The 26643-nt window shown below is 56.8% G+C and carries 23 protein-coding genes and 1 other RNA gene; 18 read left to right on the top strand and 6 right to left on the bottom strand.

Features of this window, described 5'->3' with window-relative positions; genetic code table 11:
- The first annotated feature begins 26 nt into the window (after positions 1-26).
- Positions 27-947: an agmatinase gene (speB, locus tag ACMWJS_RS09285; protein ID WP_008499737.1), complete on the top strand. Its 921-nt coding sequence runs from the start codon at positions 27-29 to the stop codon at positions 945-947.
- Between the two features lie 50 nt (positions 948-997).
- On the opposite strand, the gene ACMWJS_RS09280 is transcribed toward speB, so the two are convergent.
- Both ACMWJS_RS09280 and ACMWJS_RS09275 read right to left on the bottom strand, forming a co-directional pair.
- Positions 998-2266, bottom strand: a complete 1269-nt coding sequence (locus ACMWJS_RS09280; RefSeq protein ID WP_334756067.1) for an OprD family outer membrane porin — start codon at positions 2264-2266, stop codon at positions 998-1000.
- Between the two features lie 209 nt (positions 2267-2475).
- Positions 2476-3234: a M48 family metallopeptidase gene (locus ACMWJS_RS09275; RefSeq protein WP_021242066.1), complete on the bottom strand. Its 759-nt coding sequence runs from the start codon at positions 3232-3234 to the stop codon at positions 2476-2478.
- A 272-nt stretch (positions 3235-3506) separates the two neighbouring features.
- On the opposite strand from ACMWJS_RS09275, the gene tkt reads away from it, so the two are divergent.
- The 7 genes from tkt (at position 3507) to ACMWJS_RS09240 (ending at position 11874) form a co-directional block, all read left to right on the top strand.
- Positions 3507-5498, top strand: coding sequence for a transketolase (gene tkt, locus ACMWJS_RS09270; protein ID WP_414746973.1), 1992 nt, complete (start codon positions 3507-3509; stop codon positions 5496-5498).
- Positions 5499-5823: 325 nt separating this feature from the next.
- A complete protein-coding gene (epd, locus tag ACMWJS_RS09265) occupies positions 5824-6843 on the top strand; it encodes an erythrose-4-phosphate dehydrogenase (protein ID WP_045909922.1) in 1020 nt (339 codons plus the stop codon).
- 49 nt (positions 6844-6892) lie between these two features.
- Entirely contained in the window at positions 6893-8056 is a 1164-nt protein-coding gene (gene pgk / locus ACMWJS_RS09260) for a phosphoglycerate kinase (RefSeq protein ID WP_008499732.1), read from the top strand.
- A gap of 92 nt (positions 8057-8148) precedes the next feature.
- On the top strand, positions 8149-9228 hold the full coding sequence (gene fbaA, locus ACMWJS_RS09255; RefSeq protein WP_008499731.1) for a class II fructose-bisphosphate aldolase: 1080 nt from the start codon (positions 8149-8151) through the stop codon (positions 9226-9228).
- A gap of 186 nt (positions 9229-9414) precedes the next feature.
- Positions 9415-10269, top strand: coding sequence for a small-conductance mechanosensitive channel MscS (locus tag ACMWJS_RS09250; RefSeq protein ID WP_414746972.1), 855 nt, complete (start codon positions 9415-9417; stop codon positions 10267-10269).
- Between the two features lie 145 nt (positions 10270-10414).
- On the top strand, positions 10415-11050 hold the full coding sequence (argO, locus tag ACMWJS_RS09245; RefSeq protein ID WP_021242063.1) for an arginine exporter ArgO: 636 nt from the start codon (positions 10415-10417) through the stop codon (positions 11048-11050).
- Positions 11051-11142: 92 nt separating this feature from the next.
- Positions 11143-11874 carry an oxidative stress defense protein gene (locus ACMWJS_RS09240; RefSeq protein ID WP_414746971.1) on the top strand — a complete coding sequence of 244 codons (732 nt, stop codon included), beginning with the start codon at positions 11143-11145 and terminating at the stop codon, positions 11872-11874.
- A gap of 44 nt (positions 11875-11918) precedes the next feature.
- Here the strand turns inward: ACMWJS_RS09240 and argP are convergent, their stop codons facing one another.
- Positions 11919-12812, bottom strand: coding sequence for a DNA-binding transcriptional regulator ArgP (argP, locus tag ACMWJS_RS09235; protein ID WP_008499727.1), 894 nt, complete (start codon positions 12810-12812; stop codon positions 11919-11921).
- A gap of 127 nt (positions 12813-12939) precedes the next feature.
- On the opposite strand from argP, the gene rpiA reads away from it, so the two are divergent.
- Complete coding sequence (gene rpiA, locus ACMWJS_RS09230; protein ID WP_014885151.1) at positions 12940-13599, top strand: ribose-5-phosphate isomerase RpiA; 660 nt, start codon at positions 12940-12942, stop codon at positions 13597-13599.
- A 266-nt stretch (positions 13600-13865) separates the two neighbouring features.
- Positions 13866-15098, top strand: coding sequence for a phosphoglycerate dehydrogenase (gene serA, locus ACMWJS_RS09225; RefSeq protein WP_021242062.1), 1233 nt, complete (start codon positions 13866-13868; stop codon positions 15096-15098).
- A gap of 154 nt (positions 15099-15252) precedes the next feature.
- On the opposite strand, the gene ACMWJS_RS09220 is transcribed toward serA, so the two are convergent.
- The 3 genes from ACMWJS_RS09220 to zapA form a co-directional block, all read right to left on the bottom strand.
- Positions 15253-15849, bottom strand: coding sequence for a 5-formyltetrahydrofolate cyclo-ligase (locus ACMWJS_RS09220; protein WP_063622407.1), 597 nt, complete (start codon positions 15847-15849; stop codon positions 15253-15255).
- 24 nt (positions 15850-15873) lie between these two features.
- A non-coding RNA gene (gene ssrS, locus ACMWJS_RS09215) (6S RNA) lies at positions 15874-16057 on the bottom strand.
- A 41-nt stretch (positions 16058-16098) separates the two neighbouring features.
- On the bottom strand, positions 16099-16428 hold the full coding sequence (gene zapA, locus ACMWJS_RS09210) for a cell division protein ZapA (RefSeq protein ID WP_006811891.1): 330 nt from the start codon (positions 16426-16428) through the stop codon (positions 16099-16101).
- 168 nt (positions 16429-16596) lie between these two features.
- On the opposite strand from zapA, the gene ACMWJS_RS09205 reads away from it, so the two are divergent.
- The 8 genes from ACMWJS_RS09205 to ACMWJS_RS09170 all read left to right on the top strand — a co-directional run bounded on the left by ACMWJS_RS09205 (position 16597) and on the right by ACMWJS_RS09170 (position 26631).
- Positions 16597-17175 carry a YecA family protein gene (locus tag ACMWJS_RS09205; RefSeq protein ID WP_024906571.1) on the top strand — a complete coding sequence of 193 codons (579 nt, stop codon included), beginning with the start codon at positions 16597-16599 and terminating at the stop codon, positions 17173-17175.
- A 31-nt stretch (positions 17176-17206) separates the two neighbouring features.
- A complete protein-coding gene (gene pepP / locus ACMWJS_RS09200) occupies positions 17207-18520 on the top strand; it encodes a Xaa-Pro aminopeptidase (RefSeq protein ID WP_414747009.1) in 1314 nt (437 codons plus the stop codon).
- Positions 18517-19695 carry a 2-octaprenyl-6-methoxyphenyl hydroxylase gene (ubiH, locus tag ACMWJS_RS09195; RefSeq protein ID WP_048224774.1) on the top strand — a complete coding sequence of 393 codons (1179 nt, stop codon included), beginning with the start codon at positions 18517-18519 and terminating at the stop codon, positions 19693-19695. The genes pepP and ubiH overlap by 4 nt, the downstream gene beginning before the upstream one ends.
- A gap of 12 nt (positions 19696-19707) precedes the next feature.
- Positions 19708-20910, top strand: coding sequence for an FAD-dependent 2-octaprenylphenol hydroxylase (gene ubiI, locus ACMWJS_RS09190; RefSeq protein ID WP_048029109.1), 1203 nt, complete (start codon positions 19708-19710; stop codon positions 20908-20910).
- Positions 20911-21308: 398 nt separating this feature from the next.
- Positions 21309-22403 carry a glycine cleavage system aminomethyltransferase GcvT gene (gene gcvT, locus ACMWJS_RS09185; RefSeq protein WP_045910150.1) on the top strand — a complete coding sequence of 365 codons (1095 nt, stop codon included), beginning with the start codon at positions 21309-21311 and terminating at the stop codon, positions 22401-22403.
- Between the two features lie 23 nt (positions 22404-22426).
- Positions 22427-22816 carry a glycine cleavage system protein GcvH gene (gcvH, locus tag ACMWJS_RS09180; RefSeq protein WP_008499718.1) on the top strand — a complete coding sequence of 130 codons (390 nt, stop codon included), beginning with the start codon at positions 22427-22429 and terminating at the stop codon, positions 22814-22816.
- A 127-nt stretch (positions 22817-22943) separates the two neighbouring features.
- The gene (gene gcvP / locus ACMWJS_RS09175) at positions 22944-25817 is read left to right on the top strand and encodes an aminomethyl-transferring glycine dehydrogenase (RefSeq protein WP_048029111.1); all 2874 of its coding nucleotides are present in this window, start codon (positions 22944-22946) and stop codon (positions 25815-25817) included.
- A gap of 70 nt (positions 25818-25887) precedes the next feature.
- Positions 25888-26631, top strand: coding sequence for an SDR family oxidoreductase (locus ACMWJS_RS09170; protein ID WP_045909915.1), 744 nt, complete (start codon positions 25888-25890; stop codon positions 26629-26631).
- The last annotated feature ends 12 nt before the right edge of the window (positions 26632-26643 follow it).

The raw sequence follows: 26643 nt of genomic DNA, 5'->3' as shown, positions 1-26643 counted from the left end.
GTCTATCTATGATACGAGGACAGGACATGAGCACTTTAGGTCATCAGTACGATAACTCTCTGGTATCTAACGCGTTTGGTTTTTTACGCCTTCCGATGAACTTCCAGCCGTACGACAGCGACGCGGACTGGGTGATCACCGGCGTGCCGTTCGACATGGCAACGTCAGGCCGTGCGGGTGGGCGTCATGGCCCGGCGGCGATCCGTCAGGTTTCCACTAACCTGGCCTGGGAGCACAACCGTTTCCCGTGGAACTTCGACATGCGCGAGCGCCTGAACGTGGTGGACTGCGGTGACCTGGTGTATGCCTTTGGTGATGCGCGTGAGATGAGCGAAAAGCTGCAGGCCCACGCCGAGAAGTTGCTGGCTGCCGGTAAGCGCATGCTCTCCTTCGGCGGCGACCACTTTGTGACCCTGCCGCTGCTGCGCGCCCACGCGAAGCACTTCGGTAAAATGGCGCTGGTACACTTTGATGCGCATACCGACACCTACGCGAACGGCTGTGAGTTTGACCACGGCACCATGTTCTTTACCGCGCCGAACGAAGGTCTGATCGACCCGAATCATTCCGTGCAGATTGGTATTCGCACTGAGTTCGACAAAGATAACGGCTTCACCGTGCTGGATGCGGGTCAGGTTAACGACCGCGGCGTGGATGACATCCTCGCGCAGGTGAAGCAGATCGTGGGTGATATGCCCGTGTATCTGACCTTCGACATCGACTGCCTCGATCCGGCATTTGCACCGGGTACCGGTACGCCGGTGATCGGCGGCCTGACCTCAGACCGCGCCATCAAGCTGGTGCGCGGCCTGAAGGATCTCAACATTGTCGGGATGGACGTGGTGGAAGTGGCGCCTGCGTATGACCAGTCCGAGATCACTGCGCTGGCCGCAGCGACCCTGGCACTGGAAATGCTCTACATCCAGGCAGCCAAAAAAGGCGAATAAGTCTCTTCTGGTGTAAAAAAACCTCTCCCTGGAGAGGTTTTTTATTGCCTTTAGAACACGTTAAACGGGTATTCCACGTAAGCGCGGATCTCGTCCCCGCCCACGTTATAGTCGCTGGCGTTGCTGGAGACGCGCAGCACGGAATAGCGCAGTTTCAGTTTCAGATCCTTCGCCGGGCCATCCTGCACCTGGTACTGGATCTGGTTAAACCACTCGTGCTCTTTGCCGTTGCTGGTTTCCGCGGTTTTGATGTTGTCCCCGCGCACGTAGGCGGTGGTCCAGCTCAGACCCGGCAGGCCAAGGCCGCCAAAGTCCAGACCGTAAGATGCCTGCCAGGAACGTTCATCTTCGCCGTTAAAATCAGACCAGTAGGAGTTTGCCAGCCAGATGGTGTTACCGCCATCACCCACGCCGCCCTGATCGCGGTAGCCGCCGTAGTTGTAGCCGGTGCTGCCGCTGCTCTGCTGGTACGCCACTTTGAACGTGTGAATATCCCAGATGTAGCTCGCCGCCAGGCTCCAGATAGCGTTGCTGCGGCCTGTATCGAGGCTGTCCGCGTAACTCTGGTCGAGACGGGAGTTATAGCCGTTGAAGTCGAGCACCAGCTGCTGCCCGGTGCTGAACGGCTGTTTGAAGTTCAGGCCCAGATACTGCTTGTTCATCACCTCTTCATTGTGAGAGGCGTAAAACGCGCCGCTGAACTGATCGTTGAACTGATAGCTCGCGCCGCCGAAGGAGAGGCTCTTCAGCCCGCTGTCGTGGCGGTCGTCACTTTTACGCTGCTCGTCGGTGAAATAACCGGCGTTAATTTCCAGACCGTCGATCTCTTTTGAGGTCAGCAGGGTGCCGGTGTAGCTTTCAAAGAGCAGGCGAGAGCTGTCGGCATTGACGATGGGCAGCTCAGGACGCTGATTCCCGTAGCTCAGTACGGTATTCGAGATGCGCATTTTGGCGGTTGCGCCAAACTTTGCCAGATCGGATTTTGCCCGGCCGTCGTCTTCCTGCTTAAAGAAGTCGATGCCGCCTGCGCCGCTCTTGCCGCGACCGCCGTCCAGGCGCACGCCGTATTGAGCAATGCCGTCCACACCAAAGCCCACCAGCCCTTCGGTATAGCCGGATGCAAACGTGGCGATGATCCCCTGACCCCATTCGGCTTTGTCCTGCTGGCCCTGATGATAATCACGGCTGATATACGCATTGCGTAAAAACAGGTCCAGATGGCTGTCGTCAATAAAACCCTGGCTGTCGGATTGCTGGCTTGCAGCGGCAGGTAATGCGGAAAATAAACTTAAAGCAATTAATGATAATTCTTTTTTCACGGAGGGAACGTCTCTGTCTGGATATATTAATTGAATAACTGCAGGGGTGATAATTACCGGAAAAAGTGACCTTTGCAATAATTATGTGACCAGACATTTCAATGTAACAGGGTAGATTTGGCGGGGCTTTCAGAGGTGTTATCGATACGTGCTGTTAAGTTAACAATTCATGCGAAATAAAAAGGAGGCAAAACTGCCTCCTTCTGAAATTATTTAATTCCGTCTGCGGCCATACGGTCGCGAATATGCTGTGCGCGCTCTTCTGAGGCAGGGTGATCGTCAAACATTGAGCTTTGACGTCCTGCTTCCAGTTTGGCCAGTTTTTCAAAGCTGGTGGCTAAACCGGATGGATTAATGCCGCGTTTGCGCAACAGATCGTAGGAGTAGTCATCCGCTTCGGACTCCTGACGCTGGGAGAACTGGGAGTTCACCAGTTTTTCACCCACGTCGCCAAGCTGTGACTGGGACAGGCTGCCAACGATACCGCCTGCTGAGGCCGCCGCTGCGCGGATGGCATTGGTGCCTAAGGCAACCTGCATCCCTTTCTTCACGTGGCCCAGCGCAACGTGGCCCATTTCATGGCCGATGACCGCTTCCACTTCGTTGTCGGTCATCATATCCATCAGGCCGCTGTAAACGCGGATACAGCCGTTCGCCATCGCGAAGGCGTTGACGTCTTTCGCCATGTAAACCTTGTAGTTCACCGGCTGGCCGTTGATGTTATCGCCCAGCGCGGAAGCAATCTTATTCAGACGCTGCGTGTAGGTACTGTTAGCCGGCGCAAGCGTGGCTTTTCCGTCCATATCTTTACAGGCCTGGTCGCTCAGCGCTTTTACCTGCGCATCGCTCAGGGAATAGGCCTGAAAGGCCTCTGCGCCTGAGGTCATCAGGCCGTTAGAATCCATATTCTGACAGCCGCTCAGCAGGAGCGTTGTACCCAGGGCCAGCACTATTGCACGCATTTTCATGAGGTTGCTTCCGTACTCGTTAATCTGAATAAAATCCGAAAAGTGCACCGTCAGCGAAGCCGGTGTCGGGCTAAGTATAAGGAATATCTACAGGGCCGGGCGAGCAGATTGCGCAACATGCGAGCATGATCCAGAGATTTCTTAAGCTGCAAAAGAATGGTCCATGTACATGGCATGCCGCTTGGGTTACATTGTTGGCACTTTTTTCCGGCGTAGCCCAAAACGCGCTGTCGTCAAGGGCATGGCCTTTAACAGTCCGATCTGGAGTTAAAATGTCCTCACGTAAAGAGCTTGCTAATGCTATTCGTGCGCTGAGCATGGACGCAGTACAGAAAGCCAAATCCGGCCACCCAGGGGCCCCTATGGGTATGGCTGATATCGCCGAAGTCCTGTGGCGCGATTTCCTGAACCACAACCCGCAGAACCCGTCATGGGCTGACCGCGACCGTTTCGTACTGTCTAACGGCCACGGCTCTATGCTGATCTATAGCCTGCTGCACCTCACCGGCTACGATCTGCCTATCGAAGAGCTGAAAAACTTCCGTCAGCTGCACTCCAAAACTCCAGGTCACCCGGAAGTGGGCTACACCGCTGGCGTAGAAACCACCACCGGCCCGCTGGGTCAGGGTATTGCTAACGCTGTGGGTATGGCGATCGCTGAGAAGACCCTGGCGGCGCAGTTCAACCGTCCTGGCCACGACATCGTTGACCACTTCACCTACGCGTTCATGGGCGACGGCTGCATGATGGAAGGCATTTCTCACGAAGTGTGCTCCCTGGCAGGTACCCTGAAGCTGGGTAAACTGGTTGCGTTCTATGACGACAACGGTATCTCCATTGACGGTCACGTTGAAGGCTGGTTCACTGACGACACCGCTAAACGTTTCGAAGCTTACGGCTGGCACGTTGTGCGTGGCGTTGATGGTCACGATGCTGACTCGATTAAACGTGCAGTAGAAGAAGCGCGCGCTGTGACGGACAAACCGTCCCTGCTGATGTGCAAAACCATCATCGGCTTCGGTTCCCCGAACAAAGCGGGTACGCACGACTCCCACGGCGCGCCGCTGGGCGACGCGGAAATTGCACTGACCCGCGAAGCGCTGGGCTGGAAATACCCTGCATTCGAAATCCCATCTGAGATCTATGCTCAGTGGGATGCAAAAGAAGTAGGCCAGGCGAAAGAAGCGGCGTGGAACGAGAAGTTCGCGGCTTACGCGAAAGCCTTCCCACAGGAAGCGGCTGAATTCACCCGTCGTATGAAAGGTGACATGCCGTCTGACTTCGACGCGAAAGCGAACGAGTTCATCGCTAAGCTGCAGGCGAACCCGTCTAAAATTGCGAGCCGTAAAGCGTCTCAGAATGCCATTGAAGCGTTTGGTCCTCTGCTGCCTGAGTTCCTCGGCGGCTCCGCTGACCTGGCGCCATCTAACCTGACCCTGTGGTCCGGTTCTAAGCCAATCAATGAAGACACTGCCGGTAACTACATCCATTACGGTGTACGTGAATTCGGTATGACTGCGATTGCCAACGGTATCTCCCTGCACGGTGGTTTCCTGCCGTACACCTCTACCTTCCTGATGTTCGTCGAATATGCGCGTAACGCCGTGCGTATGGCAGCGCTGATGAAACAGCGTCAGGTGATGGTTTACACCCACGACTCCATCGGTCTGGGCGAAGACGGTCCAACTCACCAGCCGGTAGAGCAGGTGGCTTCTCTGCGCGTAACCCCGAACATGAGCACATGGCGTCCGTGTGACCAGGTTGAATCCGCAGTAGCGTGGAAATACGGCGTTGAGCGTCAGGACGGTCCTACCGCGCTGATCCTCTCCCGTCAGAACCTGGCACAGCAGGAGCGTACGCCAGAGCAGCTGGCGAACATCGCTCGCGGTGGTTACGTGCTGAAAGATTGCGCGGGCCAGCCAGAGCTGATCTTCATCGCTACCGGTTCTGAAGTTGAACTGGCCGTTGCCGCATGGGAAAAACTGGCTGCCGAAGGCGTGAAGGCGCGCGTGGTTTCCATGCCGTCTACCGACGCGTTCGACAAGCAGGATGCCGCTTACCGTGAATCCGTACTGCCTAAAGCGGTTTCCGCGCGTGTGGCAGTGGAAGCGGGTATCGCTGACTACTGGTTCAAATACGTGGGCCTGAACGGCGCTATCGTCGGCATGACCACCTTCGGTGAGTCTGCTCCGGCAGAGCAGCTGTTCGAAGAGTTCGGCTTCACCGTTGAGAACGTTGTCGCAAAAGCGAAAGAACTGCTGTAATCGCCGTTTTGCCCGGTGGCGCTACGCTTACCGGGTCTACAAATGGCTCGAAAGTAGGCCGGGTAAGCGCTAGCGCCACCCCCGGCTTTTTTTGCGTCATTATTCCACCGAAAATGTGACGCAAGTCATATAGCTCGCTTATTCATCTGGACAGACATTCCTTTTATTCCCCGATTCGCTTATTCTTGCTGAAGCGTTTCAGTCGATTAAATGTTCGACAATTGACCAATCAATCGCAGTTTGTGACAGCAAGGATTCCCCTTCGGGCGTAGCTGGATTACTCTTTCAGCCACCTCACACTCAGGGATTGCTTTGCAGGAGATCTATGACCGTACGCGTAGCGATTAATGGCTTCGGTCGCATCGGGCGTAATGTGGTTCGTGCTTTGTATGAATCCGGACGTCGGGCGGAAATAACCGTGGTGGCAATCAATGAACTGGCGGATGCTGCGGGCATGGCGCATTTATTGAAGTATGACACCAGCCACGGACGCTTTGCCTGGGATGTGCGCCAGGAAAGAGATCAGCTTTTTGTGGGTGATGACGCGATTCGTGTGCTGCATGAGAACAGCATCTCCGGGCTACCCTGGCGTGAACTGGGTGTGGATGTCGTACTTGACTGTACCGGTGTGTATGGCAATCGCGAACATGGCGAAGCGCATCTGACAGCCGGCGCGAAAAAAGTTCTGTTTTCTCATCCCGGCAGTAACGACCTCGACGCGACCGTCGTGTTTGGCGTCAACCAGCATGAGCTGCAGGCCGAACACCGCATTGTTTCCAACGCCTCCTGTACCACCAACTGCATTATTCCGGTCATCAAACTGTTAGACGATGCGTATGGCATTGAGTCCGGCACCGTGACCACGATTCACTCCGCCATGCACGATCAGCAGGTCATTGACGCTTACCACCCGGATTTACGGCGCACGCGTGCAGCGAGCCAGTCAATCATTCCGGTGGATACGAAACTGGCGGCAGGGATCACCCGAATTTTTCCGCAGTTCAATGACCGTTTTGAAGCGATTGCCGTGCGCGTCCCAACAATCAACGTCACCGCAATCGACCTTAGCGTAACGGTGAAAAAACCGGTAAAAGCCTGTGAAGTCAACCTGTTGCTGCAAAAAGCGGCACAGGGGGCATTTCATGGTATAGTTGACTATACGGAATTACCGTTGGTCTCAGTAGATTTTAACCACGACCCGCACAGCGCCATCGTCGATGGCACGCAAACGAGGGTCAGTGGCGCACACCTTATCAAGACGCTGGTCTGGTGTGATAACGAATGGGGCTTTGCTAACCGAATGCTCGACACCACGTTAGCAATGGCTGCTCAAGGTTTCAGGTAAGGCGCATCGTGCGTCTGCAAAACTTTAAGAATCAACGAGAGGATTCACCATGTCTGTAATTAAGATGACCGATCTGGATCTGGCTGGTAAACGCGTTTTCATCCGTGCCGATCTGAACGTACCGGTTAAAGATGGCAAAGTGACCAGCGACGCGCGTATCCGTGCATCTCTGCCAACCATCGAGCTGGCTCTGAAGCAGGGCGCTAAAGTGATGGTCACCTCCCACCTGGGTCGTCCAACTGAAGGCGAGTACAACGAAGAGTTCTCTCTGCTGCCAGTGGTTAATTACCTGAAAGACAAACTGTCCAACCCGGTTCGCCTGGTGAAAGATTACCTGGACGGCGTTGACGTTGCAGCCGGTGAACTGGTTGTTCTGGAAAACGTTCGCTTCAACAAAGGCGAGAAGAAAGACGACGAAACCCTTTCCAAAAAATACGCTGCACTGTGCGACGTATTCGTGATGGATGCCTTCGGTACGGCGCACCGTGCTCAGGCGTCTACCCACGGTATCGGTAAATTCGCAGACGTTGCGTGTGCCGGTCCTCTGCTGGCTGACGAACTGGAAGCGCTGGGTAAAGCACTGAAAGAACCTGCTCGTCCAATGGTGGCTATCGTTGGTGGTTCTAAAGTTTCTACCAAACTGACCGTTCTGGATTCCCTGTCTAAAATCGCTGACCAGCTGATCGTTGGCGGTGGTATCGCGAACACCTTCGTTGCCGCTCAGGGCCACAACGTGGGTAAATCCCTGTACGAAGCAGACCTGGTTGACGAAGCCAAACGCCTGCTGGGTACCTGTGATATCCCGGTTCCAACTGACGTTCGCGTCGCGACCGAGTTCTCCGAAACCGCAACCGCGACTCTGAAGTCTGTCAACGACATCAAAGACGAAGAGCAGATTCTGGATCTGGGCGACGTTTCTGCACAGAAACTGGCTGAAATCCTCAAAAACGCAAAAACTATCCTGTGGAACGGCCCGGTTGGCGTGTTCGAATTCCCGAACTTCCGCAAAGGGACTGAAATCGTTGCTAACGCTATCGCAGACAGCGAAGCGTTCTCTATCGCAGGCGGTGGTGACACCCTGGCAGCAATCGACCTGTTCGGTATCGCTGACAAGATCTCCTACATCTCCACTGGTGGCGGCGCATTCCTCGAATTCGTGGAAGGCAAAGTACTGCCAGCAGTAGCAATGCTCGAAGAGCGCGCTAAGAAGTAAGCCATTCAAGGGCAGGGAAACCTGCCCAATTTTCAGCGCGCTTTTAAGAGCTCGCACCTTTTCTAACGGCCGAAGATACAGGACTAAGCAACATGTCTAAAATTTTTGATTTCGTAAAACCTGGCGTTATCACTGGTGATGACGTACAGAAAGTGTTCCAGGTAGCTAAAGAAAACAACTTCGCTCTGCCAGCAGTTAACTGCGTGGGTACCGACTCCATCAACGCCGTACTGGAAACCGCTGCAAAAGTTAAAGCACCGGTTATCGTTCAGTTCTCTAACGGTGGCGCTGCGTTCATCGCAGGTAAAGGCGTGAAAACTGACATTCCTCAGGGTGCTGCAATCCTGGGCGCTATCTCTGGTGCGCACCACGTTCACCAGATGGCTGAGCACTACGGTGTTCCAGTTATCCTGCACACTGACCACTGCGCGAAGAAACTGCTGCCGTGGATCGACGGTCTGCTGGACGCGGGTGAAAAACACTTCGCGGCAACCGGTAAGCCACTGTTCTCTTCTCACATGATCGACCTGTCTGAAGAGTCACTTCACGAAAACATCGAAATCTGCTCTAAGTACCTGGCGCGCATGGCCAAAATGGACATGACCCTGGAAATCGAACTGGGTTGCACCGGCGGTGAAGAAGACGGCGTGGACAACAGCCACATGGACGCTTCTGCACTGTACACCCAGCCAGAAGACGTTGATTACGCTTACACCGAGCTGAGCAAAATCAGCCCACGCTTCACCATCGCAGCGTCCTTCGGTAACGTACACGGCGTTTACAAACCAGGTAACGTGGTTCTGACCCCAACCATCCTGCGTGATTCTCAGGAATACGTTTCCAAGAAACACAACCTGCCGCACAACAGCCTGAACTTCGTCTTCCACGGCGGTTCCGGTTCTTCTGCTCAGGAAATCAAAGACTCCGTAAGCTACGGCGTTGTGAAAATGAACATCGATACCGACACCCAGTGGGCAACCTGGGACGGTATCCTGCAGTACTACAAAGCGAACGAAGCTTACCTGCAGGGCCAGCTGGGCAACCCGAAAGGCGAAGACCAGCCGAACAAGAAATACTACGATCCACGCGTATGGCTGCGCGCAGCGCAGACGTCCATGGTGACCCGTCTGGAGCAGGCTTTCAAAGAACTGAACGCGATCGACGTTCTGTAATTTGAGCTGCTAACAGCATCAGAAGGCCCGCAAATGCGGGCCTTTTTTTATGCTTTTTCAATACCCTGCCAGACCTGCTTTTGTGATCTGTTTGGCAAAACCAGTGCTTTTTGTTTACCCTTTACAGACCTGCCTGTCTCCATGGGGGATGGATTTTGTGTTTTGGTTTAACAAAAGGAAGAATAAATGGAACAACTCGATGTTGTAGACAGCATCAATAACGCCGGTAACTGGCTGGTGCGCAACCAGGCCCTGCTGCTGAGCTATGCCGTGAACATCGTCGCGGCGATTGCCATCATCATCGTCGGGATGATCGTGGCACGTATTGTCTCGAGTACGGTTAACCGCGTGATGCTGGCCCGTCACATTGACGCCACGGTGGCTGACTTCCTCTCCGCACTGGTGCGTTACGGCATTATCGCCTTTACGCTGATTGCGGCGCTGGGCCGTGTTGGGGTGCAAACCGCCTCCGTCATCGCCGTTCTCGGTGCCGCCGGTCTGGCTATTGGTCTGGCGCTGCAGGGCTCGCTTTCAAACCTGGCGGCAGGCGTTCTGCTGGTGACCTTCCGTCCGTTCCGCTCCGGCGAGTACGTTGACCTTGGCGGCATTGCCGGAACCGTGCTGCAGGTACAAATTTTCTCAACGACCATGCGCACCGTCGATGGCCGCATCGTGGTCGTGCCGAACGGGAAAATTATCGCGGGCAACATCATTAACTTCTCCCGTGAGCCGGTGCGTCGTAACGAACTGATTATCAGCGTGGCATACGACTCCGACATCGATCAGGTGAAGTCGCTGATTACCAACATCATTGCTTCAGACGAGCGTATCCTGAAAGACAAAGAGCAGACGGTTCGCCTGAATGAACTCGGCGCTTCCTCCATTAACTTTGTGGTGCGTATCTGGAGCAAAAGCAGCGATCTGCAAAACGTGTACTGGGACGTGCTGGAACGCATTAAGCGCGACTTCGACGCCAACGGCATCAGCTTCCCGTACCCGCAGATGGACGTAAACGTCAAAAAAGTCAAAGAAGCAGAATAACGTCACCCGTAGGCCCGGTAAGCGCTAGCGCCACCGGGCTTTACTTTCATAAGCTCCGCTAATACCCAATTAATATTATCCATTTCCTCTTATGTGATTCGCGCAGTATAGTCGGCTTCCAGAACAACACTGCGAGAAAATCGTCATGCTATCTTATTATTTTCAAGGGCTTGCCTTAGGTGCAGCCATGATCCTTCCTCTAGGACCGCAAAATGCGTTCGTGATGAATCAGGGCATTCGCCGCCAGTACCATCTGATGATTGCCCTGCTGTGCGCGGTAAGCGATTTACTGCTGATCTGCGCCGGGATTTTTGGCGGCAGCGCGCTGCTGATGCAGTCTCCGTGGCTGCTGGCGCTGGTCACCTGGGGCGGCGTGGCGTTTCTGCTCTGGTACGGCTTCGGCGCGCTGAAAACGGCGATGAGCAGCAACCTCGAACTGGCGAGCGCGGAGGTCATGAAGCAGGGCCGCTGGAAGATTATCGTCACCATGCTGGCGGTGACCTGGCTAAACCCTCATGTCTATCTCGACACCTTCGTCGTGCTGGGCAGCCTGGGCGGTCAACTGGACGTTGAACCGAAACGCTGGTTTGCGCTCGGCACGGTCAGCGCCTCTTTCCTGTGGTTCTTCGGTCTCGCCATTCTGGCGGCATGGCTGGCTCCTCGTCTGCGTACGGCCAAAGCCCAGCGCATCATTAATACCCTGGTCGGCCTGGTGATGTGGTTTATCGCTTTCCAGCTGGCGAAAGAGGGGATTCATCATGTCCAGGAATTGTTCAACTAATCCTTGTCTTATGGACAACTGAACAAGACCCGCTAAGCTTGCTGGCATGCGCCCTGTTATTGGGGCACTCTTCGCAACATGGAGGAATGACAGTGAGGTTTAAAGTGATGGCCCTGGCGGCATTAGTGAGTTTCGGTGCGGTGTCGGTGCAGGCAAGTGAACTGCCGGATGGCCCGCACATCGTCACGTCAGGCACCGCAAGCGTGGACGCGGTACCCGATGTTGCAACCCTGGCAATTGAGGTGAATGTGGCGGCGAAAGATGCGGCGACGGCCAAGAAGCAGGCTGACGATCGCGTTGCGCAATACCTCTCTTTCCTCGAGCAGAACGGTGTCGGTAAAAAAGATATCAACTCTGCGAACCTGCGTACTCAACCCGATTACGACTACCAGAATGGTAAAAGCATCCTGAAAGGCTACCGTGCCGTGCGTACCGTTGAAGTGACTGTGCGTCAGCTGGATAAGCTTAACTCGCTGCTGGACGGTGCGCTGAAGGCGGGCCTGAACGAGATCCGTTCCGTGTCGCTGGGCGTTGCGCAACCGGAGAAATACAAAGACGAAGCGCGTAAAGCGGCGATTGATGATGCCATTCACCAGGCGGAACAGCTGGCTTCTGGCTTTAAGAGCAAGCTCGGTCCGGTTTACAGCGTGCGTTACCACGTCTCTAACTACCAACCAAGCCCGATGGTTCGTATGATGAAGGCTGATGCCGCCCCGGTATCCGCTCAGGAAACTTACGAGCAGCCAACCATTCAGTTCGACGATCAGGTGGATGTGGTCTTCCAGCTGGAACCCGTTGCAGCACAGCCGAAACCGGCTCAGTAATCTGTAGGCCGGGTAAGGCGTAGCCGCCACCCGGCTTTTCTTTTTTAATCCTGTCTCAATACTTTATGCCCGTACGCCAGCAGCGCGTCGGTGACGTTGCGCATCATCCGGCTTTCCGGCGCAAAACGGTGCCAGTAGAGCATCCGGCGCTGATACAGCCCCGGCGTCAGGTCAATCAGCTCACCGCTTTTCAACTCTTTCTCAATCTGCAGATGCGGGATCATGCAGCAGGTGGTGCCCTGGCGCGCAAGCTGCACGAAGGCTTCAGACGAGTTAACGATATGGCACGGCACGCTACCCGGCGGCAGATCGAAGTTTTGCTGCAGGAACGCCTGATGCATATCGTCCAGATGGTCGAACGCCACGGCAGGGGCTTTCAGCAGCGCCGCGCGGGTGACGCCGTTCGGGAAGTAGCGCTCGGCAAAGGCTTTTGAACCCACAAACAGGTAATCCAGGGCGCCTAACTGATCGACAAGACAGCTTGGCAGCGCCTGAGGCTGGATACTGACCGCCCCAACTACCTCACCGCGACGCAGGCGCTCCTGAGTACGGGTTTCGTCTTCAACCTGCAAATTCAGGCGGATAGGGGAGTCCGCGAGGACCGGCGCAAGGGCCGGCAGCAGCCAGGTTGCCAGACTGTCGGCGTTGACCGCCAGAGAGAGCAGCAGCGGCGTAGAGCCCGTTTGCTCGTCACCCAGCCACTCGTCTTCCAGCAGTTCAACCTGGCGCAGCAGGGCGAGGAGCTTTTGTCCTTGCTCGGTTGGACGTGGCGGTACGGTACGTACCAGCAGCGGCTGGCCGAACATATTTTCAAGCTGTTTGATACGCTGAGAGACGGCGGACTGCGTGATGCAAAGCTTTTGCGCCGCGCGCTCAAAACCTCGTTCACGAATAACTGCATCAAGTGCCTGTAGTGTTCTGTAGTCCGGACGTTTCATTGCTCTGGCTGGCTCCTTAATTTTGCTTATTCTGCACTATGACACAATTTTCCCTTTGTGGCAGACGAATTCCATTCGACGTGTTCTATAATGCGCCCTGAGTTTTCACACCACAGGCAAAACGATCATGACGCAGGATGAACTGAAAAAAGCAGTAGGATGGGCCGCTCTCCAGTACGTACAGCCGGGTACCATTGTCGGTGTCGGTACGGGATCAACCGCGGCACACTTTATCGATGCGCTGGGCACGATGAAGGGGCAGATCGAGGGCGCGGTTTCCAGCTCTGATGCTTCCACGGAAAAGCTGAAAAGCCTCGGCATTACCGTTTTCGATCTCAACGAAGTGGATCGTCTGGGGATTTACGTTGATGGTGCGGATGAAATCAACGGCCACATGCAGATGATCAAAGGCGGCGGCGCGGCGCTGACGCGTGAAAAGATCATCGCCTCCGTTGCGGACAAGTTTATCTGCATTGCCGACGCCTCCAAGCAGGTGGACATTCTGGGGAATTTCCCGCTGCCGGTTGAAGTGATCCCGATGGCCCGCAGCGCGGTTGCCCGTCAGCTGGTGAAGCTGGGCGGTCGCCCGGAATATCGTCAGGGCGTAGTGACCGACAACGGTAACGTGATCCTCGACGTTCACGGTCTGGAAATTCTCGACGCGATTGCGCTGGAAAATGCCATCAACGCCATTCCTGGCGTCGTAACCGTAGGGCTATTCGCCAACCGTGGCGCGGATGTGGCGCTGATCGGCACCGCTGATGGCGTGAAAACCATCGTAAAATGATCTGACGGGGGGAGTCCTCCCCCCGCTAAAAAATTTTTGATACGCTAAATTCGGTGACTTGTGTCACGTTTTTATGCCTCTTTTGCCGATCCTTCCGCGTTTGTAAATTTCCATAGCATTTTCCTCTGCCATTTTGCGCTGTATGACTTTCCTTCAGCGTGCCGACGCAAACGTTCATATTGCTGCAATAGTTTTTTTTGATATGTTGGCTACAGCGGATTTATATCCAGCACAACATCAGTTCAGACAAAAACAGGGTCGGGTAAATGGCAAAGGTATCACTGGAGAAAGACAAGATTAAATTCCTGCTGGTCGAGGGCGTGCATCAAAAAGCAATCGATAGCCTTCGTGCGGCAGGTTACACCAACATCGAATTTCACAAAGGCGCGCTCGATACCGAAGAGCTGAAAGCGTCCATCCGTGATGCCCACTTCATTGGCCTGCGATCCCGTACTCACCTGACTGAAGATGTGATTGCCGCGGCGGAAAAGCTGGTGGCTATCGGCTGCTTCTGCATCGGTACCAACCAGGTTGACCTGAATGCTGCCGCGAAACGCGGTATTCCTGTCTTCAACGCCCCGTTCTCCAACACCCGTTCCGTGGCGGAGCTGGTGATTGGCGAACTGCTGCTGCTTCTGCGCGGCATTCCGGAGGCTAACGCCAAAGCACACCGCGGCGTCTGGAACAAACTGGCTGCGGGTTCCTACGAAGCCCGTGGAAAAAAACTGGGTATCATCGGCTATGGCCACATCGGTACCCAGCTGGGGATTCTGGCGGAATCTCTCGGTATGCATGTCTATTTTTACGATATCGAAAGCAAGCTGCCGCTGGGCAATGCCACCCAGGTTCAACACCTGTCTGACCTGCTGAACATGAGTGACGTGGTGAGTCTGCACGTGCCGGAAAATGCGTCCACCAAAAACATGATGGGTGCAGAAGAGCTGGCGCTGATGAAGCCGGGCTCACTGCTGATTAACGCCGCGCGCGGCACGGTTGTCGATATCCCTGCGCTGTGCGATGCGCTGAAGCGTAAGCACCTGGCGGGCGCCGCCATCGACGTTTTCCCGACGGAGCCTGCGACCAACAGCGATCCGTTTACCTCTCCGCTGTGCGAGTTCGACAACGTGATCCTGACGCCACACATCGGCGGTTCAACTCAGGAAGCGCAGGAGAATATCGGTCTTGAAGTGGCGGGTAAGCTGAGTAAATACTCCGACAACGGTTCTACGCTTTCTGCGGTGAACTTCCCGGAAGTGTCGCTGCCGCTGCACGGTGGCCGTCGTCTGCTGCACATCCACGAAAACCGTCCAGGCGTGCTGACCGCGATTAACCAGATCTTTGCCGAGCAGGGCGTTAACATTGCCGCGCAGTATCTGCAGACCAACTCGCAGATGGGCTATGTGGTTATTGATATCGAAGCGGATGACGATGTGGCCGAGAAAGCGCTGCTGAGCATGAAGGCCATTCCGGGGACGATTCGCGCGCGTCTGCTGTACTGATGGTGCGGTCTGTGGTGTCGGGTGGCGGCTGCGCCTTACCCGACCTACAACGGTCGTGCGGTCTGTGTGTCGGGTGACGCTTACGCTTACCCGACCTACAATGTTCGAGGATTTATGTAGGCCGGGTAAGGCGTAGCCGCCACCCGGCTTTATTCTACCAGGTCCAGGTTTTACTGGGCGTCACCACCGCCGGTAACGGCACATCCCATTTTTCTACCGGCAACGCCTCCACGCCCTGGCAATCATGCGCGTAGCCCACCGGCTGCAACCCATACTGCTGCCAGTTTTGCAGCGTCCGGTCGTAAAATCCACCGCCCATTCCCAGGCGCTGTCCCTGCTCATCAAACGCGACCAGCGGCGTAATCAGTACATCCAGCTGTGACAGCGGGAGCACGTCGCGCACGTCGAGTTTCGGTTCGGTGATTTTCAGACGATTCACTACCAGCTCGCTGTGCGGGTGATAGTGCAAAAACAGCAGATTGCCTTCACTGAACGGGTGTAGCACCGGCAGGTATACCTTCTTCCCGGCGCGCCAGAGTTGCTCTATCAGCGGTTGGGTATCCAGCTCGCCGTCAAACGACAGAAACAGGGCAACCGTGCGCGCCATCACGACAGGAGGATACGCCATCATACGGGCGGCGGCCTGCTGGGCAAAATGCGCTTGCTGAACGGGGGTTAACGCACGACGGCGTTGACGAATGAGCTGACGAATGTCCTGGCGTGAAGCCGAAACTTCAGGGAATTGAGTCATGGTAGTCGGTAGAAGAAAAGAGAGGGAATCTCCGAGATGCCGCCGCAGGCTGTAACCCTTGAACCCTTGGTTCAAGGTGAATGTGTCGTCATAGTTTTAAGGCTTCTCGGACGGACCGAGCATGCTCACCAACCATGGAGCGCCACATTCTTGTGGTATGAAATATCGGCTCAGGGGACTGGCCCGCTTGCGAACATCTCAGAGAAATTTTGTCTTCACAGTTACTCTACCATAGTCAACTGAGAAGTGTTATTCAAACTTGGGTCCCGGTCTTTCGGGATTGCGACCTTGATCAAGCAATGCCTGTTCTATGGTCTGCTGGAGCATTTTAATGCGCTGCTCCATGCTTGCCGCGTAGTCGCGGGTCTTCGCTTTTTCCTGAGTCAGTTCATAGCTGATGTTCAACGCGGCGATGAAAACCAGCTGCTCAGTATTTGTGACTCTAGTGCGTTCTTTTAGATCTTGCAACCGCTGATTCAAATCGTCCGCAGCCTGATTCAAAGCATCCCTTTGTTCAGGCGGACAATTCACTCGCAGTGAACGGCCAAAAATCTGGAGATCGACGGGTTGTGCAGACATGCCACCTTCCTGCTGATTGACTGCGCTGCCTTCGCCTGATGCCCCGGGGGCTGCGAAGGGGCGACACTATAGCTACCCTGATGTGAAGATACAAGCCCTTTTCTGGTATCACCAGGGTCCAAAGTGGTAGCATATCATGAAACTTCCCCCCAATGATGACGAATGCGCATGTCTATACAGAACGAAATGCCTGGTTACAAGGATTTAAACCAGTTACTGAACCAGCAGGGAGTCGGTTTAACCCCTGCCGAAATGCACGGTCTGATCAGTGGCATGCTGTGCGGCGGAAACAGCGACAGCTCATGGCAGCCGCTGATCCACGACCTCACGAATGAAGGGCTGGCGTTTGGTCACGAGCTGGCGGAAGCGCTGCGTAAAATGCATGCCGCCATCAGTGATTCGCTGGAAGACGATGGCTTCCTTTTTCAGCTTTATCTGCCTGAAGGCGACGACGTCAGCGTGTTCGATCGCGCCGATGCGCTGGCGGGGTGGGTAAATCACTATCTGCTGGGTCTGGGCGTCACCCAGCCTAAACTGGATAAAGTCACCGGTGAAGCGGGTGAAGCGATCGACGATCTGCGCAACATCGCCCAGCTTGGCTACGATGAAGACGAAGACCAGGAAGAGCTGGAAATGTCTCTCGAAGAGATCATCGAGTACGTGCGCGTGGCGGCACTGCTGTGCCACGACAACTTTACGCGCTCACAGCCGACTGCGCCGGAAGTCCGCAAGCCAACCTTACATTAAGAAAAATAACGCACAGGAGGGTGTCATGGTTATCTCGAGTCAAGAGTATTCGCGCCGCCGTCAGGCGCTGCTGGCAAAAATGCAGCCGGGCAGCGCCGCGCTGATTTTTGCCGCGCCCGAAGTGACGCGCAGCGCCGACAGCGAATATCCCTATCGCCAGAGCAGCGACTTCTGGTACTTCACCGGCTTTAACGAGCCGGAAGCGGTACTGGTGTTGATTAAGAGCGATGACACCCACAACCACAGCGTGATTTTCAACCGCGTGCGCGATCTGACGGCCGAAATCTGGTTTGGTCGCCGCTTAGGGCAAGAGGCCGCACCGGAAAAGCTGGGCGTCGACCGTGCGCTGGCGTTTAGCGAAATCAACCAGCAGCTCTACCAGCTGCTTAACGGCCTCGACGTGCTCTATCACGCGCAGGGCGAATATGCTTACGCCGATGAGATTGTCTTCACCGCGCTGGATAAGCTGCGCAAAGGCTCGCGGCAGAACCTGTCCGCACCGGCCACGCTGACGGACTGGCGTCCGGTGGTGCATGAGATGCGCCTGTTCAAGTCTGAAGAAGAGCTGAACGTGATGCGCCGCGCGGGCGAAATCAGCGCGCTGGCGCACACCCGTGCGATGGAGAAATGCCGTCCCGGGATGTTCGAATACCAGCTGGAAGGCGAAATTCACCACGAATTTAACCGCCACGGCGCGCGCTATCCCTCCTACAACACCATTGTCGGCGGCGGGGAAAACGGCTGCATTTTGCACTACACCGAAAACGAAAGCGTGCTGCGCGACGGCGATCTGGTGCTGATTGACGCCGGTTGCGAATATCAGGGCTATGCGGGGGACATCACCCGGACCTTCCCGGTGAACGGTAAATTCTCGCCGGCACAGCGCGCGATTTACGACATTGTTCTCGAATCCCTTGAGACGGCGCTCAGGCTGTATCGTCCGGGTACCTCCATCCAGGAAGTGACCGGTGAAGTGGTGCGCATCATGATTACCGGTCTGGTCAGGCTCGGTATCCTGAAAGGGGACGTAGATACCCTGATTGCTGAAAATGCGCATCGACCGTACTTTATGCACGGCCTGAGCCACTGGCTGGGGCTGGACGTGCATGACGTTGGCGCCTACGGCACCGACCGTTCGCGCGTGCTGGAGCCGGGCATGGTGTTAACCGTGGAGCCGGGTCTGTATATCGCGCCGGATGCCGACGTGCCTGAAGCGTACCGCGGGATTGGTATTCGTATTGAAGATGACATCGTGATTACCGAGACCGGTAACGAAAACCTGACCGCCAGCGTCGTGAAAAACGCTGACGATATCGAGGCGCTGATGGCAGCGGCGCGCGCATGAGCGTGATTATCGTTGGCGGCGGCATGACCGGGGCCACGCTGGCGCTGGCCATTTCGCATTTGACGCAGGGGCAGCTTCCGGTGCACCTGGTGGAAGCCGTTGCGCCAGAGGCGTCCAACCACCCCGGGTTTGATGCCCGCGCCATCGCGCTGGCGCAGGGCACCTGCCAGCAGCTTTCGCGCATTGGTATCTGGCAGGCCATTGCCGACCGTGCCACGGCGATCGGGACCGTACACGTCAGCGATCGCGGCCATGCAGGTTTTGTCACGCTGGACGCGCAGGATTACCGGATTGATGCCCTGGGTCAGGTTGTTGAGCTACACGACGTCGGATTGCGTCTGTTCCGCCTGCTCCAGGACGCGCCGGGCGTCACGCTGCATTGCCCCGCGCGCGTGGCCAGCGTGAGCCGAAGTGAAGCGTCGGTCAGCGTGACGCTGGAAAGCGGCACCGTCCTTGAAGGCCAGCTTCTGGTCGCTGCGGACGGTTCGCGCTCCTCGCTCGGCACCCAGTGCGGCGTGGAGTGGCGCCAGCAGCCTTACGGCCAGGTGGCGGTCATTGCGAACGTCGCTACCGCAGCTGACCACAACGGCAGGGCGTTTGAGCGCTTTACGCAGCATGGCCCGCTGGCGATGCTGCCGATGTCGGATGGACGCTGTTCCCTGGTGTGGTGTCATCCGCAGGATAAGGCTGAAGAGGTGAAGGCCTGGTCCGACGAACGTTTTTGCACCGAGCTGCAGAAAGCCTTTGGCTGGCGGCTGGGGCGTATTACCCATGCCGGCAAGCGGACGGTCTATCCGCTTTCGCTGACTACGGCATCTCAGTCCATCTCCCATCGTCTGGCGCTTGTCGGTAACGCCGCGCAGACGCTGCATCCCATCGCGGGGCAAGGCTTTAACCTTGGCTTACGCGACGTCATGAGCCTGGCCGAATCACTGGCGCAGGCGTGGGGCGAGCAAAAAGACTGCGGGGCGTATTCGGTGCTGAGTCATTACCAGAAGCGCCGTCAGGCGGATAAAGAGGCTACCATCGGTGTGACCGATGGCCTGGTCCATCTTTTTGCCAATCGCTGGGCACCGCTGGTTGCGGGTCGTAATCTCGGGCTGATGGCGATGGAACTATTCATTCCGGCACGTGACGTGCTGGCGCAGCGGACCCTGGGTTGGGTCGCGCGTTAAGGAGTTATCACCGTGCAAAATGTTGATGTCGCCATCGTTGGCGGCGGAATGGTCGGACTGGCATTGGCCTGTGGATTACAGGGCAGCGGCCTGCGCGTGGCGGTGCTGGAGCAAAAACAGCCCCAGCCCGTTGCCCCGGATGCGCCGCCGGAACTCCGCGTCTCGGCCATTAATGCGGCCAGCGAAAAGCTGCTGACGCACCTTGGCGTCTGGTCAGATATTGTGGCGAACCGCGCCAGCTGTTATCACGGCATGGAGGTGTGGGATAAAGACAGCTTTGGTCATATTGCTTTTGATGATGAAAGCATGGGCTATAGCCATCTGGGCCACATCGTTGAAAACGCGGTGATCCACCACGCGCTGTGGCAAAAAGCACAGCAGTGCAGCGACGTGACGCTGATTGCGCCTGCGCAGATCCAGCAGGTGGCGTGGGGCGAAAACGAGGCGTTTATCACCCTGCAGAGCGGCGACATGCTGACCGCGCGCCTGGTGGTCGGTGCTGACGGTGCCAACTCCTGGCTGCGTAATAAAGCCGATATCCCGCTGACCTTCTGGGACTATCGTCATCACGCTCTGGTCGCGACGATCCGCACCGAAGAGCCGCACGGCGGCGTGGCGCGCCAGATTTTCCACAACGACGGCATACTGGCGTTCCTGCCGCTTGCCGATCCGCACCTGTGCTCGATAGTCTGGTCCCTGGTGCCGGACAAAGCCCGGCAGATGCATGAGGCGACGCCGGAGGCCTTTAACCAGGCGCTGTGCGTGGCCTTTGATAACCGCCTTGGCCTTTGCACGCTTGAAAGCGAGCGTCAGGTGTTCCCGTTAACCGGCCGCTACGCGCGTCAGTTTGCGGCGCACCGTCTGGCGCTGGTGGGGGATGCGGCGCATACCATTCATCCGCTGGCCGGGCAGGGCGTTAACCTTGGCTTTATGGACGCGGCGGAGCTGGTCGAGGAGCTGCGTCGCCTGCATCGCGAAGGAAAAGACATCGGCCAGCATCTCTATCTGCGTCGCTACGAGCGCAGCCGCAAGCACAGTGCGGCGATGATGCTGGCGGGCATGCAGGGCTTCCGCGAGCTGTTTGCCGGGGCGAATCCGGCAAAAAAACTGCTGCGCGACATCGGTCTTAAACTGGCCGATACGCTTCCTGGCGTCAAACCTCAACTTCTCCGTCAGGCGATGGGTCTTAACGATCTCCCTGACTGGCTGCGCTAACTTAGATCCCCATCACACTTTATTTTCCCGGCCTCTGCGCCGGGGAAATCCCCTCGTTTGAAATAATCTAATTCCACCTCATTTTTCGCATTAGATTTACTAATGTCGCTTTTTTTTCGGTGCGGAAATTTGGCCCGTTTTTCCGCACGAAATATCACCATGTGCTAAATCCTGTTAGATCATTGTTAATTTTGTGCGGGATTAATCGCATTTTTCCAGTGAATAACTCTGTAGGCTTTTTAGCGTTTTTTGGTCATAAGCTAATGTGATGACCCATTTTGCCTTATGGTTAACTGCCGGTTTCGGTGGTAAGTTCAGGTAAAAGAGAACGTTTGCGTCGGTGCCCGAACGCGGGGCCGATACCGGGTTTCACGGTGAATTTTTTCAACGAGGACAAGATGGCTCAACAGACTCCTTTGTACGAACAACACGTGTTATGCGGCGCCCGCATGGTGGACTTCCATGGCTGGATGATGCCGCTGCACTACGGCTCGCAGATTGATGAGCACCACGCGGTGCGCACCGATGCCGGTATGTTCGACGTGTCCCACATGACAATTGTCGATCTGCGCGGTAGCCGCACCCGGGAGTTTTTGCGTTATCTGCTGGCAAACGACGTCGCCAAACTGAAGACGCCGGGTAAAGCGCTCTATACCGGCATGCTGAATGCCTCGGGCGGCGTGATTGATGACCTTATCGTCTATTACTTCACTGAAGATTTCTTCCGCCTCGTTGTAAACTCCGCCACCCGCGAAAAAGACCTCTCCTGGATCACCCAACACGCCGAACCTTATGCCATCGACATCACCGTCCGTGACGATCTGTCGCTGATCGCCGTGCAGGGACCAAACGCGCAGGCGAAAGCCGCCTCTCTGTTTAACGACGAGCAGCGCAACGCCACCGCTGGCATGAAGCCGTTCTTTGGCGTGCAGGCGGGCGATCTGTTTATCGCCACCACCGGCTACACCGGTGAAGCGGGCTACGAAATTGCGATGCCAAACGAGAAGGCCGCTGATTTCTGGCGTGCGCTGGTGGAAGCGGGCGTGAAGCCTGCGGGTCTGGGCGCGCGCGATACGCTGCGTCTGGAAGCAGGCATGAACCTCTACGGTCAGGAGATGGATGAAGGTGTCTCTCCGCTGGCCGCCAACATGGGCTGGACCATCGCGTGGGAACCGGCTGACCGTGACTTTATTGGCCGTGAAGCGCTGGAGATGCAGCGCGAGAAGGGCACTGAACAACTGGTGGGCCTGGTGATGACCGAGAAGGGCGTGCTGCGCGGCGAACTGCCGGTGCGCTTTACCGATGCTGACGGCAATCCTCGCGAAGGCGTGATCACCAGCGGAACCTTCTCACCGACGCTGGGCTACAGTATTGCACTGGCACGCGTGCCGGCGGGGATTGGCGAAACGGCGGTGGTGCAAATCCGCAACCGCGAAATGCCGGTCAACGTGACCAAACCGATTTTTGTTCGCGCCGGTAAGCCGGTCGCCTAATCATTTTTATCAGGAGAACTTCAATGAGCAATGTGCCAGCAGAACTGAAATACAGCAAAGAACACGAGTGGCTGCGCAAAGAGGCGGACGGCACTTACACCGTAGGGATCACCGAGCACGCGCAAGAGCTGCTGGGCGACATGGTGTTTGTTGACCTGCCTGACGTGGGCACGACCGTGAGCGCGGGCGACGACTGCGCCGTGGCGGAGTCCGTAAAAGCAGCATCCGATATCTACGCGCCGGTAAGCGGTGAAATTGTTGCCGTCAACGACGCGCTGAGCGATTCGCCAGAACTGGTCAACAGCGAGCCTTATGAAGGCGGCTGGATCTTCAAGATCAAAGCCAGCGACGAATCCCAGGTTGCCGCGCTGCTGGATGCGACCGCATACGAAGCACTACTGGAAGACGAATAACGTTGTGCCGGATGGCGCTGCGCTTATCCGGCCTGGAGATCAACGTAGGCCCGGTACGCGTTAGCGCCACCGGGCAACAGCGTTACAGATAACTACGATTCACTGCACGTTTCAGGAACCATCGCTCATGACACAGACTTTAAGCCAGCTTGAAAACCGTGGCGCCTTCATCGAACGTCACATTGGGCCGGATGCTCAGCAACAGCAGGAGATGCTAAAGACAGTTGGCGCGGATTCATTAAACGCACTGATCGGCCAGATTGTGCCAAAAGACATCCAGCTTGCCACGCCGCCTCAGGTGGGGGAAGCCACTACGGAATTCGCCGCGCTGGCGGAGCTGAAGGCCATCGCCGGCCTGAACAAGCGCTATAAGTCTTACATTGGCATGGGCTACACCAACGTGCAGTTGCCGCCGGTGATCCTGCGCAACATGCTGGAAAACCCGGGCTGGTACACCGCCTATACGCCGTATCAGCCAGAAGTCTCCCAGGGCCGTCTGGAAGCGCTGCTGAACTTCCAGCAGGTGACGCTGGACCTGACCGGCATGGATATCGCCTCCGCTTCTCTGCTGGATGAAGCGACAGCTGCCGCCGAAGCGATGGCGATGGCTAAGCGCGTGAGCAAGCTGAAAAACGCTAACCGCTTCTTCGTGGCGGCGGACGTGCATCCTCAGACGCTGGACGTGGTGCGCACCCGTGCGGAAACCTTCGGATTTGACGTGATTGTCGACGACGCTGACAAAGTGCTGGATCATCAGGACGTCTTTGGCGTGCTGCTCCAGCAGGTGGGCACCACCGGTGAAGTTCACGACTACGGCGCGCTGATTGCCGAGCTGAAATCCCGCAAGGTGGTTGTGAGCGTTGCCGCCGATTTTATGGCGCTGGTGCTGCTGACGGCGCCGGGCAAACAGGGCGCGGATATCGTATTCGGCTCAGCACAGCGCTTCGGCGTACCGATGGGCTACGGCGGCCCGCACGCGGCGTTCTTCGGCGCGAAAGATGAATTCAAACGTTCCATGCCTGGCCGTATTATCGGCGTCTCCAAAGATGCTGCCGGTAATACCGCGCTGCGCATGGCGATGCAGACCCGCGAGCAGCATATCCGCCGCGAGAAAGCGAACTCCAACATCTGTACCTCACAGGTGCTGCTGGCTAACATCGCCAGCCTGTACGCCGTGTTCCACGGCCCGGCTGGTCTGAAACGCATTGCCAGCCGCATTCACCGCCTGGCCGATATCCTGGCCTGCGGCCTGCAGCAAAAAGGTCTTAAGCTGCGCCATGCCCACTACTTCGACACCCTGTGCGTGGACGTGGCGGACAAGGCCGCCGTGCTGGCCCGCGCGGACGCGGCAAAGATCAACCTGCGCAGCGACATCCACAACGCCGTCGGCATTACGCTGGATGAAAGCACCACCCGCGACGATATCCTGAACCTGTTCAGCGTGCTGCTGGGTGACGCGCACGGTCTGGACATTGATGCGCTCGACAAAGAAGTTGCGCTCGACAGCCGCTCCATTCAGGACAGCATGCTGCGTAACGACGCCATCCTGACGCACCCGGTCTTTAATCGCTACCACAGCGAAACCGAGATGATGCGTTACATGCACTCTCTGGAGCGCAAGGATCTGGCGCTGAACCAGGCGATGATCCCGTTGGGATCCTGCACCATGAAGCTGAACGCCGCGGCAGAGATGATCCCAATCACCTGGCCTGAATTCTCCGAGCTGCACCCGTTCTGCCCGCCAGAGCAGGCGGAAGGTTATCACGTGATGATCAACCAGCTTTCCGACTGGCTGGTGAAGCTGACCGGTTACGACGCGCTCTGCATGCAGCCGAACTCCGGCGCGCAGGGTGAATATGCGGGCCTGCTGGCAATCCGTCACTATCACGAAAGCCGCAACGAAGGCCATCGCGATATCTGCCTGATCCCAAGCTCCGCCCACGGCACCAACCCGGCCTCTGCCCAGATGGCGGGCATGGAAGTGGTGGTTGTGGCGTGCGATAAAAACGGCAACATCGACCTGGCTGACCTGCGCGCGAAAGCCGAGCAGGCGGGCGACCGACTCTCCTGCATCATGGTGACCTATCCGTCCACCCACGGCGTGTATGAAGAGACCATCCGTGAAGTGTGCGACGTGGTGCACCAGTTCGGCGGTCAGGTATACCTCGACGGCGCAAACATGAACGCGCAGGTGGGCATTACCTCGCCGGGCTTTATCGGTGCGGACGTATCGCACCTCAACCTGCACAAAACCTTCTGTATTCCGCACGGCGGTGGCGGCCCGGGCATGGGGCCAATCGGCGTGAAAGCGCACCTGGCGCCGTTTGTGCCGGGCCACAGCGTGGTTCAGATTGAAGGCATGCTGACCCGTCAGGGCGCGGTCTCTGCGGCACCGTTCGGTAGCGCCTCTATCCTGCCAATCAGCTGGATGTATATCCGCATGATGGGCGCGGAAGGGCTGAAGCAGGCGAGCCAGGTGGCCATTCTGAACGCCAACTATATTGCGACGCGCCTGAAGTCTGCCTTCCCGGTGCTCTATACCGGCCGCGACGGTCGCGTGGCGCACGAGTGCATCCTCGATATTCGTCCGCTGAAAGAGCAGACCGGCATTAGCGAGCTGGACATCGCCAAGCGTCTGATCGACTACGGCTTCCACGCGCCTACCATGTCGTTCCCGGTTGCGGGTACGCTGATGGTGGAGCCAACGGAGTCGGAAAGCAAAGCCGAGCTGGACCGCTTTATCGACGCGATGCTGGCCATCCGCATGGAGATTGACCGCGTGCAGGACGGTGAGTGGACGCTGGAAGATAACCCGCTGGTTAACGCCCCGCACACCCAGCACGAGATGGTGGCTGAGTGGAACCACGGTTATTCTCGCGAGCTGGCGGTCTTCCCGGCAGGTGTGGCGAACAAATACTGGCCGACCGTGAAGCGTCTCGATGACGTCTACGGCGACCGTAACCTGTTCTGCTCCTGCGTACCGATGAGCGAATACCAGTAACATTGCTGCTGTAGTAACGTAGGCCGGGTAAGGCGAAGCCGCCACCCGGCTTTTTTATTGGGAGAAGATAATGGCAATTGCACTGGTCACCGGCGCCAGCCGCGGCATCGGGAAAGCCACCGCGCTGCAGCTGGCCCGCGAAGGCTACACCGTGGCGGTGAACTATCATCACAACATTAACGCCGCGCAGGACGTCATCAGGCAGATTGTGGATGCGGGTGGTCAAGCCTTTGCCGTACGTGCAGACATCAGCGATGAAGCTCAGGTGCTGGCGATGTTTAACAGCCTCGATCGCGAAGGCGAGCCGCTGACCGCGCTGGTCAATAATGCGGGGATTCTGTTTGAGCAATCCACCATCGAGAATCTCTCCGCCGAGCGCATTAACCGTGTCCTGGCGACCAACGTCACGGGCTATTTCCTCTGCTGCCGGGAAGCGGTAAAACGCATGTCCTTCAAACATGGCGGCAAGGGCGGGGCGATAGTAAATGTCTCTTCCGCGGCGTCCCGTCTGGGCGCGCCGGGTGAATATGTGGATTACGCCGCGTCCAAGGGGGCGGTGGATTCGCTGACAACGGGTTTATCGCTGGAGGTCGCGGCGCAGGGCATTCGCGTTAACTGCGTCCGTCCGGGTCTGATCTATACCGATATCCATGCTTCCGGCGGAGAGCCGGGGCGAGTGGATCGCGTAAAATCGTTACTGCCGATGCAGCGCGGCGGCCAGCCGGAAGAGGTCGCCCAGGCGATTGTCTGGCTGCTGAGCGAAAAGGCGTCGTACGTAACGGGGAGTTTTATAGAGCTGGCGGGCGGGAAATAAGCCGGGTGGCGA

Source organism: Enterobacter sp. HK-058-C-ECC (assembly GCF_047531125.1).
GTDB classification, from domain to species: Bacteria; Pseudomonadota; Gammaproteobacteria; order Enterobacterales; family Enterobacteriaceae; genus Enterobacter; species Enterobacter quasiroggenkampii.
This window is presented reverse-complemented; position numbering and strand designations above follow the sequence as displayed.